Origin of the sequence: Mycobacterium vicinigordonae (genome assembly GCF_013466425.1) — a bacterium.
GTDB lineage: Bacteria > Actinomycetota > Actinomycetes > Mycobacteriales > Mycobacteriaceae > Mycobacterium > Mycobacterium vicinigordonae.
Window position 1 is genome coordinate 3726769 of the sequence record NZ_CP059165.1, and the last position, 15470, is coordinate 3742238.

2 protein-coding genes are annotated in these 15470 nt (G+C 67.1%); both read right to left on the reverse strand.

The features are described 5' to 3' along the window. Positions 1-164 precede the first annotated feature (164 nt). Positions 165-2858 carry an NAD-dependent epimerase/dehydratase family protein gene (locus H0P51_RS16755; protein WP_180913914.1) on the reverse strand — a complete coding sequence of 898 codons (2694 nt, stop codon included), beginning with the start codon at positions 2856-2858 and terminating at the stop codon, positions 165-167. A 55-nt stretch (positions 2859-2913) separates the two neighbouring features. Then, a complete protein-coding gene (locus H0P51_RS16760) occupies positions 2914-15417 on the reverse strand; it encodes a type I polyketide synthase (protein ID WP_180919025.1) in 12504 nt (4167 codons plus the stop codon). Positions 15418-15470 lie beyond the last annotated feature (53 nt).

The window sequence follows — 15470 nt, forward strand, 5'->3', positions numbered from 1 at the left end:
CCAGGTTCGGCCACCACCGGGGCTGCCCGCGCACGCGTCACCGGAGGTGCCAAGCCGGGCGGCTGTCTGACGAATGACACTGGTGAACGCGCTATGGTTGGGCGAGCCTTCGATTCGAATTCGATGCAGGCCGCAGCCCACACGCTCACTCTGGCACCTAGGGCTCACCCGTCATTGTCGGACACCTGGATGCGACCGCACGCCGGCTGCGGCGGGCAATCCTCAAAGCCAGGTTCGAGCAAATGAATTTCGCCCGTTGTGCCGTCGACCTCGACAAGGGCTCCGGACCGCAACAACCGGGTGGCCCCCTGGACGTCGACCACACACGGGAAGCCGAACTCGCGGGCGACCACAGCCGCATGCGACATCGGTCCGCCTAACTCGGTCACCACGGCCGCGGCGTAGCAGAACGCGGCGGTGTAGCCGACGTCGGTGACCTCGGCGACGAGTATTTCTCCGGGTTCCAGGTCGTCGATGGTCTCGGGCCGCACGATCCGCACCCGGCCGCGCACCCGTCCCCCGCAGACACCGAGACCGTGCAGCACCCCTCCGTTGCCCAGTAACTCCGGCGACGTGATCGAGGGCTGCCAGCTTCCGCTGAAGACAGCCGGCGGGAAGACGGCGGAAAGCTTGCGCTGCTCGGCCCGGCGGCGGGCCACCAGCGCGGGCACGTCCGGCGGGAGGGCTCCAATTTCCTGGAGCTCGTCAACCAGTAGATAGAACACATCGTTGGCGTTCTCGAAGACGCCGGCATCGGTCAACCGACGCCCGTACTCCCGCAGCAGTCCGCGCAATACCCAATTGGCACGCACCATCTTGTCGCGGCGCACCTCACGGTCACGCAACTGCCGCACGAACAACGACGCCACGGGCTTGGCCCGCAACGGGATTCGCGGCTGCCGCGACTGCGGCGCCGGGGGTGCACTGATCGCCCGGGTCACGATCCGAATTAGCAACTCCGGATCATCGGCGTAGCTGGTCGACAGCATTTCAAGCTCGGCCGGGCCGCGGTGCCCGATCAGGGCCAGCTCGGTGAGCACCGCGGCGTAGAACTCCGGGGCGGCGTTGGCCAGCTTGGCGCAGCGCTCACCCGGTTCGGCCAGCAGACGTAGCACGTCAGGGTCACATTGTGCCGCAACCACCAGTCGCTGCACCGCCTGCACCGATCTGGCACTGACCAACTCCGGGCCGGCCAGCGGTGCGGTATCTCGCCCGCACAAGCCACGCAACACAAGGTTGAACGCGGCGCACAGCATGAACGACCCCGAGGCCAGGATCCAGCCGTGCACAACGTGATCGCGTGCCAACAGGATCAGGCTGAGGAGCCGGCTGCTATCAAGGCGGCTGAGGTCGTCGCCCGCAAGACTTTCCAGCCGGTCGACGTCGGCGACGAAATCTTTGGTGTCTCGCAGCGAACCGGCGCTTAGGCCGATTTGATTGACACCGACTACTCCGATATTGCGCACAGTACGCAGTTGCCTTTGCGCCCAACGCCTTTCCGACGCTGGACACTCGTCACCGAAGATCGGGAGGGAAGCCATGCTAGGTCCGAAGAATCCGCTCTTGCTGACCACCGTCGCGGGCTTGACGAACGGCATCGTTTCAGCCATGAAATGCGCCGTCGTGATCGCCCCGTAAAGCCGGTGGGCGAATACTGCCACCATGCGCATCGCGATTTCGCGTTGGATCAGCCCCCCTGGCCGCAACCGCTGAGCCACGCCCACACCGGCGGTTCGGAGGCCGCGAACGGTAACCGACGCCGAAGACGGCGAAAACGGTCCGGGGAGCGCCTCGGACAGGTTGGTGGCCAGGAACGTCGGGAAACGAGGGTCGACCGGAGTGTCGAATTCGCCGTTGAGCCCCTCCGGACCGACCAGCCTGGCTGGCACGCCGTCGTCGGCGGGAGCGTCGATGGCGGGCGCGTCGAGGATGGTTGCCAGCCGCCACGGCAGGGAGATGACACGCTTGCCCACCGTTACCCGGCCTCGCATGCCCAGTGCCAAGTCCTCGATGCATTCGTCGGCGTTCCATGTCGGTTCGAATCCCCACAACTCGCTCAGCCGCGAGGTGTCCACCAGCGGGGCGTGTTGGACCAACTCCAGCTCGGAGAACGAAATCAGGCGTCGCCGCAGCCGCGCGGCGATCGAGTCGCCCAGCGGCACGATCGGACGGCCGAGCGCCGCGGCGATCCGACGAAACGTCGAAGCACCCGGTGCAGCAAGATTGACTGTGCCACTTGATGTCCCGTCGGCCAAGACCGCCCGTGTCAACAACCGCAGCGCATCATCGATGTGCACGACCTGCAGGGGGCTATCGACACAGCCCTCGGGAAACAACGGCAGCGCGAGCAGCCGTCGCACCGAGTTGTCGACGCCGCGACCGACCACGAGGGCGGACCGAATCGCGACCGAGTCGATGTCGGCGGCCGCCAACATCTCTTCGACGCGGGCCTGCTGCACGCCGCCAGCAGACACCGGGGCCGGGGGGTCCGGCTCGGCGTGTGCAGCCTCACCCCAGCCGTAGACGTGCGCCGACGACGGGAAGACGATGCGGCCGGAACCATTCTTGGCCATCGCCGCCAGGACATTGCGGGTGCCGCCGATGTTGACCTGGTCGCTGATGCTCCGCTCGGGCCCGGGGTTCTTCACCCACGCGCAGTGTGCGACGACGTCCGCGGCAGCCACGCAGCGCTCGACGGTCGCCGCGTCCCGAATGTCACCTGAAACGAATTCAACTGCACCCGGCCAGCTTTCGGGCCGGTGGCGGGCAAGCCCGACGACCTGGTGGCCCTGGCTGACCAACCGGGCGGCAAGCCCACGACCGAGTACCCCGCTCGCCCCGGTGACCGCTATTCTCAACGACTTCCCTTACTGATCTCATCTCGGCACTTTGCGTCGTCGCTGGGACTCATGGCTACTCGTCGTCGTTCAGCAACGCGGCGTTGACCAAGTCATCGAGGTCCATGTCCGCGATGTCCTTCCCGGCGGGGAGCTCGCCGGCTACCGGCTGCCCGTCAACACCGCTGTCGCCGGCCTCGTTCGCCAACGCCAGTAACAGCTCCAGCACACCCGCCTGGCGCAGACGCTTGACCGGGATCGAGCCCACCACACGCTGGATTTCGGCTTCTCCAGGTACCGCGGCCGCAGCGACCGGCTCGGACATGCCGGCGAGTTCGCGTTGGATGTAACCCGCCAGTGCGGTGGCATTGGGGTAGTCGAAGATCAGCGTCGGCGAAAGCGCTAGTCCGGTTGCGGTTTTGAGGCGGTTGCGCATTTCGACTGCCGTCAACGAGTCGAAGCCCAGTTCCTGGAACGCCTGGTCGGGATCGATCGACTCGGGGGTGGCGCTTCCCAGCACGGTAGCGATGCTGGAACGCACCAGGTCCAAGAGTAGCGCCTGTTGCTCGTCCTCGGGCAGGCCTTCGAGGCGTTGCAGCAGAGCAGATTTCGATCGCGCCGCCGCCAGCGAGTCGTCGACTTGACGCCGGGTCGGCGCGTTGATCAGTTCAACGAACATCGGCGGCAATGTGCCTCCGTCGAACTTAGCCTGCAGTGCCGCGAGGTCGATGTGGGCCGGCATTACGAACGGTTCGTCGACGATGAGTGCGGTATCGAACAACTGCAGCGCCTCGTCCGACGACATCGCCAGCACCCCGTCACGGGCGAAGCGGGCGAAGCCGACCGTCGCCAATCTTCCGGTCATGGCGCTGGCCTGCTCCCACAGGCCCCAGCCCAACGAGATCGCGGGCAGGCCATGGGCCCGCCGGTGCACGGCGAGTCCGTCCAAGAAGGAGTTGGCCGCCCCGTAATTGCCCTGCCCAGTGGAACCTACCAACCCGGCCATCGACGAGAACATCACGAACGCCGACACATCCAGGTCGCGGGTCAACTCGTGCAGGTTCCATGCCGCGTCCACCTTGGCGCGCATCACCACACCCATCCGCTCGGGTGTCAGGGAAGTCACGAGCGCGTCGTCAAGCACCCCGGCAGCATGAATGACCCCCGACAGCGGATACTGCGGCGGGATATCGGCGATTACCTTGGCCAGCGCCGCACGATCAGCGACGTCACAGGCCACCACCTGCACCTTGGCCCCCGAGACGCTCAACTCGGCCACCAACTCCGATGCCCCCGGCGCCTCGGGCCCACGCCGGCTGACCAACACCAGGTTGCGCGCTCCGTGCCGCGACACCACGTGCCGTGCCAGCGCCGACCCCGCCATGCCGGTACCACCGGTGATCAGCACCGTGCCGGCGGTCCAGGCGTCGGGCATATCCATTACGACCTTGCCGACGTGGCGCGCCTGGCTCAGATAGCGCAGCGCGGCGGGCGCGCGCCGCACGTCAAACCTGGTGACCGGCAACGGTCGTAGTACGGCGTCGCCGAATAACGCGACCAATTCATCGAGCATCTGCTGAAGCCGCTCCGGACCCGCTTCGAAGAGGTCGAAGGCGCGGTAGCGCACCCCGGGATACTCGTCGGCAATCGCCCCTGGATCGCGGATGTCGGTCTTGCCCATCTCCAGGAAAGTCCCGCCCGGCGCCACCAGTCTTAAGGACGCGTCCACGAACTCACCAGCCAGCGAGTCGAGCACCACATCAAAACCGCGCCCAGCGGTGACCGCGCGGAACTTGTCCTCGAAATCGAGGCTACGCGAATCCGAGATATGATCCTCGTCAAAACCCATGGACCGCAACGTGTCCCACTTGCCCTTGCTGGCCGTTGCGAACACCTCCAAACCCAGATGCCGGCCCAATTGCACCGCAGCCATCCCCACTCCACCCGCGGCGGAATGCACGAGTATGCGTTGCCCCGGCCTGACGGCGGCCAGATCCGTCAGCGCGAAGTAGGCGGTGGCGAAAACGACCGAGACGGTGGCCGCGGCGGTGTGCGACCAGCCCGCCGGCACCTTTACCAGCAGCCGCTGATCGGTCACCGCGATCGTTCCGGTGCCCTGGGGGAACAGCCCCATGACTCGGTCTCCCACCGCGAAACGTCCATCTTCCGTGGCGGTCTCGACCACGACGCCGGATGCTTCGACGCCCATCACCGCATCGGGATCGGGATAGAGGCCCAGCGCGATCATGACGTCGCGGAAGTTGGCGGCTATGGCCGACAACGCGACACGAACCCCCCCGGGCGGCAACGGTGCGTCGGCGTCGGGGATCGGCTCCAGCCGAACATCGTCGAACGTGCCGTGAGTGCCCATCGCCAGGCGCCACGGGCCATCAGCGGGCGGCACCAGTAGAGCCCCGACCGTGGGGCTGCCGTGGACACGCGCGGTGTAGACCGTTCCGCCGCGAAGCACCACCTGCGGCTCGCCCACCGCCAAAACGGCTGCCACCGCCGAATCATCCAGCGGCGCATCACAATCAACAAGTACCACTCGGCCGGGATGCTCGGTCTGCGCGGCTCGGACCAAACCCCACACCGCCGCGCCCGCCAGATCGGTGACGTCCTCCCCTGCCAACGCCACCGCTCCCCGGGTCGCCATCACCAGCGTCGCCGACCGCTCGCGGGACAGACAGGTTTGCAGCACAGCCAATGCCGCACGGGTGGCCCCGTACACGTGTCCCAAAAAATCACCCACCACCGGCGCCGATTCAAATCGATACGCGGTGGGCTCAACTTCAAGGGTATCCGACACTGCTGTGTCCCAGTCGAATACCGATACGGGCTGTACGTCGCGTGACGGCTGCGCAGACCAGACGACCTCGAAGAGCCGGTCCGGTGCCGAGTTTGAAGCCGCGGCGAGCAGTTGCTGGTCGCTGACCGGGCGCGCCACCATCGACGAGACCGTCAGCACCGGCAGCCCCAGGCCGTCGGCAAGTTCGATCGACATCGACGTCGGACCCAGCCGCAGGATTCGCGCCCGCACCGCGGTCGCGCCCGCGGCGTGCAACGACACGCGCTGCCAGGAGAACGGCACCAACACCGAACCCTCGGCAATTTCGCCGTCTTCCGACGCCAGCACCACTGCGTGCAATGCTGCGTCCAGCAAGACTGGGTTGATCCCGAATCCGGCCGCCGACACCCCGGCATCCGCCGGCAGAGCCACCTCCGCGAACACTTCGTCGCCACGGCGCCACATCGAGGTCAAGCCGCGGAATGCGGGCCCGTAGCCGTAGCCACGCTGGGCTAGCCGCTCGTACGCGTCGCCGACGTCGATCGCGGCCGCACCTACCGGCGGCCACGCCGACAGGTCCGCGCTGGGCTGCACCGACCCCGCGGTCAGCACACCCTCGGCATGCAAGAGCCAGGACGAACTCGCATCGGCCCGCGAAAACACCGATACCGTCCGAGTGCCAGACTCGTCGGGACCACCGACCACCACCTGAACGGCGACCGACCCACCGGCCGGCAACACCAGCGGCGCGGCCAGATTCAGCTCGTCGACGACTCCGCAGCCCACCTCGTCGCCGGCACGGATCGCCAACTCCACGAATCCCGCAGCGGGTAACAACACGACTCCGCCCACGGCGTGATCGTTCAACCAGCCCTGCACGGCGGGCGACAATCGTCCGGTCAGCACCACCCCGCCCGAGGCCGGCAGTTCGACCACTGCGCCCAGCAACGCATGCTCACCGGCGGCCTGCCCCAGACCGGCGGCGTCGGTGGACCCACCGCCACCGGACAGCCAAAACCGCCGCCGGTCAAAGGCATAGGTGGGCAATTCGACGAAATTCGCTGCTCCGATCGCCCCGCGCCAGTCCACGTCCATGCCGGCGACAAACTGTTGCGCGACCCCGTTGGCCAGCATCTCGGGCTCGGAGCGATCCCTATGAATCAGTGACGTGGTCACGACGAGCGCGTCGGGCAGCGATTCTTCGATCGCTGCGGTCAGGCCGCCGCTGGGCCCGACTTCGAGGAAGTGGGTCGCGCCGACGGAGTGCGCGAAGCGGATGCTGTCGGCGAATCGCACCGCCTCGCGGATGTGACGCTTCCAGTAGGGTGCCGACGCGAAGTCGTCATCGGCCAGCTGGCCGGTCACGTTAGAAATGATCGGGATGGTGGGCCTCGCGGTGGCAAAGCCCCCTGCGACGGTTGCGAATTCGTCGATCATCGGGTCCATCAACGGGGAGTGGAAAGCGTGCGAGACGGCGAGTCGATGCACGCGGCGGCCGTCGGCGCGGAGCCGGTCCGCAATGGCGGTCACCGAGGCTTCGGCACCCGAAATCACCACCGAGTCGGGCCCGTTGATGGCGGCGATGCCGGCATCGGGGCCCAGCAGCGGTCGCACCTCGGATTCGGTGGCCGCAACCGCGACCATCCCGCCGCCCGCCGGCAGCGCCTGCATGAAACGGCCCCGCGCGGCCACCAGCACCGCGGCGTTCTCCAGCGGCAGGACGCCGGCGACGTGCGCGGCCGACAACTCGCCGATCGAGTGGCCCATCACGAAATCGGGCCGCACCCCCCAGGACTCGAGCAGCCGGAACAACGCCACCTCCACCGCGAACAACGCGGGCTGAGCGAATTCGGTGCTGTTCAGCAAGTCCTGCTCGTCGCCCCACATCACCTCGCACAAGGGGCGCAGCAGATGACGATCCAGTTCGGCCACCACAGCGTCAAACGCTTCGGCGAAGGCCGGGTATCCGGCGTGTAGCTCACGCCCCATGCCGAGCAGCTGAGAGCCTTGGCCGGGAAAGACGAAGACAGTCTTGCCCCTTGCCGTGGCCGTAGCGCGGATGACCGAGCCGGCCAGATCCTCACCGGCCAATTCATCGAGCCCGGCCAGCAACCGATCCCGATCGGCACCGACCACCACCGCACGGTGCTCGAACACCGACCGGCCCGCCAACGACCACCCCACGTCGGCAACATCAAGGTCGCTGTGGTTCCGCACATGAGCCGCCAAACGCTGGGCTTGCGCCCGCAACGCCGTCGCCGATTTCGCCGACACCACCCATGGCAGCACCGGCTGCCTGGGGCCCGGCACGGCCTCCACCGGAGGCGCAGGCGGCGCGGATTCAACGATCACATGTGCATTGGTGCCGCTGATCCCGAACGACGAGATGCCCGCGCGGCGTGGATGATCCGTCGGCCACGGTCGCGCCTCAGTGAGCAGCGACACCGACCCCGCCGTCCAATCCACATGCGGGCTGGGCTCATTGACATGCAACGTCGCCGGCAACATCTCATGGCGCATCGCCTGCACCATCTTGATCACCCCGGCCACACCCGCAGCGGCCTGCGTGTGACCCATATTCGACTTGATCGACCCCAACCACAACGGCTCACCGCGGCCTTGCCCATAGATGGCCAATAACGCCTGGGCCTCGATCGGGTCACCCAACATCGTGCCGGTGCCATGGCCCTCAACGACATCCACCTCGGCCGCGCTCAATCCCGCATTGGCCAGCGCGGCCCGCAGTACGCGCTGCTGCGACGGGCCGTTGGGTGCGGTCAACCCGTTGGACGCCCCGTCCTGATTGACCGCCGAACCCCGCACCACCGCCAACACCGGATGCCCCAACCGCTGCGCGTCGGAGAGCCGCTCCACCACGAGCATGCCGCCACCCTCAGCAAACCCGGTGCCATCAGCCGCACCCGCATACGCCTTGCACCGACCATCCGGAGACAACCCACGCATCCGGCTGAACTCCACAAAGATGTCTGGCGTGGCATTAACCGTGACACCGCCGACCAGCGCCAGATCACACTCCCCCGAACCCAGCGACTGCACCGCCATGTGCAACGCCACCAGCGACGACGAACACGCCGTATCCACCGACACCGCTGGGCCCTCCAGCCCCAACACATAAGAAACCCGACCCGAGGCGACACTCGCCGACTGCCCGGTCAGCCGGAAGCCCTCGACCGCATCCGATGAGCCCATGCCGTAGGCCTGGGCGTAGACCCCGGCGAACACCCCGGTGGCGCTGCCCCTCAGCCTGCCGGGCTCAATTCCCGCTCTTTCCAACGCTTCCCACGAAAGCTCGAGGAACATGCGTTGCTGGGGGTCCATCGCCAGCGCCTCGCTGGGTGACACCCCGAAGAACGCCGGATCGAAGCCCGCGACACCGTCGACGAAGCCACCGGCCTGGGTGACGCAGGTGCCCGGGACATCGGGATCCGGGTTGTAGAGATCGGCGAGGTTCCAGCCGCGATCGCGCGGGAATTCCGACACCAGGTCTCGACCTTCGATCAGCATGTCCCACAGGTCGTCCGGGTTATTCACTCCGCCCGGGAAACGACACGACATGCCGACGATCACGATCGGATCGTCACCGGTGACCCGAACGGTCGGGGTGTGAGCGACCTCCTGCGGCATGCCGGCAAGCTCGGTGCGGATGTAGGAGGTCAGAGCATTGGGCGTCGGATAGTCGAAGATGAGCGTGGGCGAAAGCGCCAGTCCCGTAGCGGTTTTAAGTCGGTTGCGCATCTCGACCGCGGTCAGCGAGTCGAAACCCAACTCCTGGAAGGCCTTGTCCGGGCCGATCGCTTCTGCACTGGTGTTACCGAGCACGGTCGCGATATGCGAGCGCACCAGATCGAGCAGCACAGCATGCTGCTCGGCTTCGGGGAGACCGTGCAGGCGCTGCGCCAGAGCTGATTTAGACTTCGCGGCAGCCAGCGAGTCGTCGACACGGCGCCGCGTCGGCGCGTTGAGCAGCTCGGCGAACATCGGGGGAACCGCGCCCGCGTGCGCACGCAGCGCGGTCAGGTCGATGCGGGCGGGCGCGATGAACGGCTCGTCGATGATCAGCGCGGCGTCGAACAGTTCCATCGCCTCGCCCGACGAGAGCGCGAGGATACCGTCGCGGCTCAGCCGCGCCAGCTCGGCGCTTCCCAGTCCGCCAGTCATGGTGCTGGCCTGCTCCCACAACCCCCAGCCCAGCGAAACGGCCGGCAGGCCGTACGCACGTCGGTGCGCCGCCAACGCGTCGAGGAACGAGTTGGCCGCCCCGTAATTGCCCTGCCCGGACGACCCCACCAACCCGGCCATCGAGGAGAACAACACGAACGCAGACAGATCCAGATCACGCGTCAACTCGTGCAAGTTCCACGCCGCATCGACCTTGGCTCGCAGCACCGCGTCCACACGCTCTGGGGTCAGCGACGTCACCACTGCGTCGTCCAGCACGCCGGCGGCGTGCACGACACCCGACAGTGGCCATTCCGGCGGCATATTAGCGATCACCCGGGCCAGTGCCGAACGGTCCGATGCATCACAAGCGACCACACGCACCCGGGCACCGGCGGCATCCAGCGCAGCAACCAATTCGTCGCAGCCCGGCGCGTCCGGGCCGCGGCGGCTGACCAAGACCAGGCTCCGAACGCCATGATGCGCCACTAGGTGTCGGGCCAGCACCGACCCTGCCATGCCGGTCCCTCCGGTGATCAGCACGGTGCCAGAGGCGAGCCCGCCTGGGCCGCCCGGCAGGGTCATCACGACCTTGCCGGTGTGACGCGCCTGGCTCAGGTACCGCAGCGCAGCGGGTGCCCGCCGCATGTCGAAGGTGGTGACCGGCAACGGATGCAGGACACCGGCGTCAAACATCGCGGCGAGAGCCAGCATGTACTGCTGCATCCGGGGCCGTCCCGGCTCGAAAAGGTCGAACGCGCGGTAGCGCACGCCCGGGTAGTCCCGTGCGACCAGACCTGGGTCGCGGATGTCGGTCTTGCCCATCTCCAGGAACACACCATCGGGAGCAACCAACCGCAGTGAGGCATCGACGAATTCGCCGGCTAGCGAGTCCAGAACGACATCCATGCCCGCACCGCCGGTGACTGCTCGGAACTTCTCCTCGAACTCCAGGCTGCGCGAATCCGAGATATGGTCGTCGTCGAAACCCATGGCCCGCAACGTGTCCCACTTACCGCGACTGGCGGTGGCGAACACCTCCAGCCCCAAATGCCTGCCCAGCTGTACCGCAGCCATCCCGACCCCACCCGCGGCGGCGTGCACCAGCACCCGCTGGCCGGGCTTGACCTGGGCCAGGTCCACGAACGCCATATAGGCGGTGGCGAAAACGACTGAAATGGCGGCGGCTTCGGTGTAGGACCAGTCCGCGGGCTTCGGCACCAGCAGACGCACATCGGCCGCAACCAAGGTTCCGCTGCCCTCGGGGAAGAACCCGTACACCGAGTCACCCACCGAGAACTCCGTAACTCCCGGCCCGACCTCGACCACCAACCCGGAACCCTCGCCACCGAGCAGCGCATCATGGGTGAACATGCCGAGCGCGACCATGACATCGCGGAAGTTCGCCGCGACAGCACGCAGGGCCACCCGAACTTGACCAGGCTCCAGTGGAGCGTCCGCATTGGGAACCGGCTCCAACCGCAGGTTCTCAAACGTGCCAGCGCTGCCGATGCCAAGCCGCCACGGCCCGTCCGCCGGAGGCGTCATGATGCCGTCGACAGCGCGGCTACCCCGCACCCGGGGGGCGTACACGGTTTCGCCCCTCACCAAGGCCTGCGGCTCGCCCGTAGCCAGCACGGTCGCGATCGCACTATCGTCAAGCGGCACATCGGAATCCACCAGCACGATGCGGCCTGGATGCTCGGTCTGCGCCGACCGCACCAGCCCCCACACCGCCGCACCCGCCAGATCCGTGGCACCCTCTCGGGCCAGCCCCATCGCGCCCCTGGTCGCGACCACCAACACACCGGAGTCGCGCTCGGTCAACCACGACTGCACGGCCACCAGCGCAAGGCGTGTGCGCTCATAACTGTCCGCTACCGGATCACTCACGCCCACAACGGATTCGAACACCTCGTAAGGCGAATCGGGTGCGGCCGCGGAACCGCCGGATACCCGTATCCAGGCCAACTCGAAGAGGCGGTCGGCGCCGTGGCCAGCGCGGGACATTACTGAGGTCCGCAGCTGTTCCTCGCTCACCGGGCGTACCATCATCGCGCGCACCGACAGCACCGGCAATCCCAGCCCATCGGCAAGCTCGATCGCGAGGGCGGAATCACCCGCGGGGGCAATCCGCACCCGCACTGCCGAAGCGCCCGCGGCGTGCAACGACACACCTTGCCACGAGAACGGCACCGCCAGCTGCGACACGTCCGAGTCATGTGCCACCACCACCAGGGCATGCATCGCGGCGTCCAAAAGCGCCGGGTGAATCCCGAAGCCGCCGGCGCCGCCGGCCGCGTCCGGCAGGGTCACTTCGGCGAAAACCTCGTCACCGCGGACCCAGGCCGCGGTCAATCCCTGGAATGCCGGCCCATAACCGTACCCGCGCGCGGCGAGCCGTTCGTATCCGTCGGCCGCGTCCACCGCGACCGAGCCCGCCGGCGGCCACACCGACAGATCTGCCGCGGGATCAACTGGCTCGGAGCTCAGTGTGCCGTCGGCATGGCAGACCCAAGCGGAGCCGGCGTCCGCCCGTGAGTACACCGAGACATCACGCTGACCCGATTCGTTCGCGGCGCCCACGACCACTTGCACCGCAACCGATCCCGAATCCGGCAGCAACAACGGCGCCTGCAACGTCAACTCATCCACCACTGGACAGCCGACCTCGTCACCCGCGCGAATCGCCAACTCCACCAGGCCCGCGCCCGGGAAGATCGCCATACCCGACACCGCGTGATCGCGCAGCCAGCTTTGGGTGCTAGGCGATAGTCGGCCCGTCATGGCCAACGCGCCCGATGCCGGCATATCGACCACCGCGCCTAACAAGGGGTGGTCGCTGGTCACCTGTCCCAAACTGGCGGCATCGACCACTACGGCTTCGGACAGCCAGAAGCGGTGCCGCTCAAAGGCGTACGTCGGGAGATCGACGAATCCGGCACCGTCCAGCAATGCGCGCCAGTCCACTCCCACACCTGCGACGAACGCGGTGGCGGCCGAAGTCAGGAACCTGTCAAGACCGCCGTCATCGCGGCCCAGCGTGGGTACGACAATGGGCGCGACCTCACTCCCGTCGCTGCCTTTGGCGCAATCGCTGGCAGTGTCCTCGATCCCGGCTATCAACGCCGGATGCGGACTGGATTCGATGAACGTGCGATACCCCTGGTCGCAGGCGCTGCGCACGGCCTGGTCGAACTGCACAGTCTGACGAATGTTGCGATACCAGTAACGCGGATCCAAACCTGCTGTGTCCAAACGATTTCCGGTCACGGTCGAGAAGAACACGGTACGTGAGGACTGCGGCGCGATGTCGGCCAGTCCTTCGACGAGCTCACGTTGTATCGCCTCGACCTCGATCGAGTGCGAGGCATAGTCGACATCGACCCGCCGGGCGCGCAGGTCCAGATCGGCGCAAAAGGCGATGAGTTCCTCCAGCGCGGCGACCTCACCCGACACCACGACCGCCGAGCGGCCGTTGACGGCGGCGATGCCAAGCCGATTTCCGTAGGCCGCCAACAGCTCCCGCACCCGGTCGACGCCGCATGCGATCGACACCATGCCGCCCGGAGCGGCCAAGGAGCGCAACAACTTGCTGCGCAGCGTCACCACCTTCGCGGCGTCCCGCAATGACAGGGCGCCTGCAACGTAGGCGGCGGCGATCTCACCCTGCGAGTGACCGATCACGGCGTCGGGACGCACACCGACCGACTTCCACAGCTCGGCCAGCGACACCATGACCGCGAACAACACCGGCTGCACCACATCGACGCGATCTACACGCGGGGCGCCGGGCTCCCCCCGTAGGACGTCGGTCAGCGACCAGTCGACCAATCCTGCGAATGCCTGAGCGCATGACTCGATATGCTGAGCGAAAACCGGTGCGGTATCTAGCAATTCAATGGCCATACCCAGCCATTGCGAGCCTTGCCCGGGGAACACGAAGACGGTCTTGCCGGCTGGTGTGGCGGTACCGCGGATGACCGAGCCGACCAGATCGTCACCGGCCAATTCATCGAGCCCGGCCAGCAACCGATCCCGATCGGCACCGACCACCACCGCACGATGCTTCAACACCGCCCGGCCCGCCAACGACCACCCCACGTCGGCAACATCAAGGTCGCTGTGGTTCCGCACATGAGCCGCCAAACGCTGGGCTTGCGCCCGCAACGCCGTCGCCGATTTCGCCGAAATCACCCACGGCACCATGGCAGGCCGGGGACTCGTCTCGCGCGGTGGCGGTGCCGGGGCGGATTCGACGACCACGTGTACGTTGGTGCCGCTGATCCCGAACGACGAAATCCCCGCGCGGCGTGCGCGATTCGCCGGCCAGGGCCGCGCCTCGGTCAACAACGACACCGAACCCGCCGACCAATCCACGTGCGGGCTGGGCTGATCGACGTGCAGCGTCGCCGGCAGCATCTCGTGGCGCATCGCCTGCACCATCTTGATCACCCCGGCCACTCCGGCGGCCGTCTGGGTGTGGCCCATGTTGGACTTGATCGACCCCAACCAGAGCGGCTCGCTGCGATCCTGCCCGTAGGTTGCCAACAATGCCTGGGCCTCGATGGGATCGCCCAAGGTGGTGCCGGTGCCGTGGCCCTCGACCGCGTCGACTTCGGCCGGTGACAGCCCGGCATTGGCCAGCGCCGCGCGCATTACTCGTTGTTGCGACGGTCCATTGGGAGCGGTCAACCCGTTGGAAGCCCCATCCTGATTGACCGCCGAACCCCGCACCACGGCCAACACCGGATGCCCCAACCGCTGCGCATCCGACAAACGCTCCACCACCAGCATCCCGCCGCCCTCGGACCAGCCGACCCCGTCGGCCGCCCCGGCGTACGGCTTGCACCGCCCGTCCGGTGCCAGGCCGCGATGCCTGCTGAATTCGATGAAAATCGTCGGCGTCGCGTTGACGGTGGCACCGCCGGCCAGGGCCAGGTCGCACTCACCGGATCGCAGCGACTGCACCGCCATGTGCAATGTCACCAACGACGACGAACACGCCGTGTCCACCGACACCGCCGGGCCCTCCAGCCCCAACACATACGACACTCGCCCCGACGCAACACTCGTCGTCATGCCGGTCAGGCGATATCCCTCGATCTCCTCGGCCAACATGCCGTAGCCCTGAACGATCAGCCCAGCGAACACCCCGGTGGCGCTGCCCCGCAACCCGGTGGGATCGATGCCTGCCCGCTCCAGTGCCTCCCAGGACAGCTCCAACAACATCCGCTGCTGGGGGTCCATGGCGAGCGCCTCCGTGGGCGCGATGCCGAAGAACGCGGGGTCGAAGTCCGCGACGTTGTCAACGAAGCCGCCGGCGCGGGTGTACGTCTTGTGGCGCACGTCGGGATCGGCGTCGAACAGCCCGGCCAGATCCCAGCCACGATCGGTTGGGAACCCCGAAATCACGTCGCGGCCGTCGGCCACCATTTCCCACAGCGCCTCCGGGCTGTCGACGCCACCCGGGAAGCGACAGGACATACCGACAATTGCGATCGGTTCGTTGGATCGCTCTAGCAACGCACGGTTAGTGCGCTTCAGGCGCTCAACCTGGACCAGCGACTTACGCAGCGCCTCGGTCGCATGCTGGAGTTGATCCACCTCAATACCCTTCGCCTACCATTGGCCGTTGCGCACCGCCGGATGCGGTTTCCCCGATT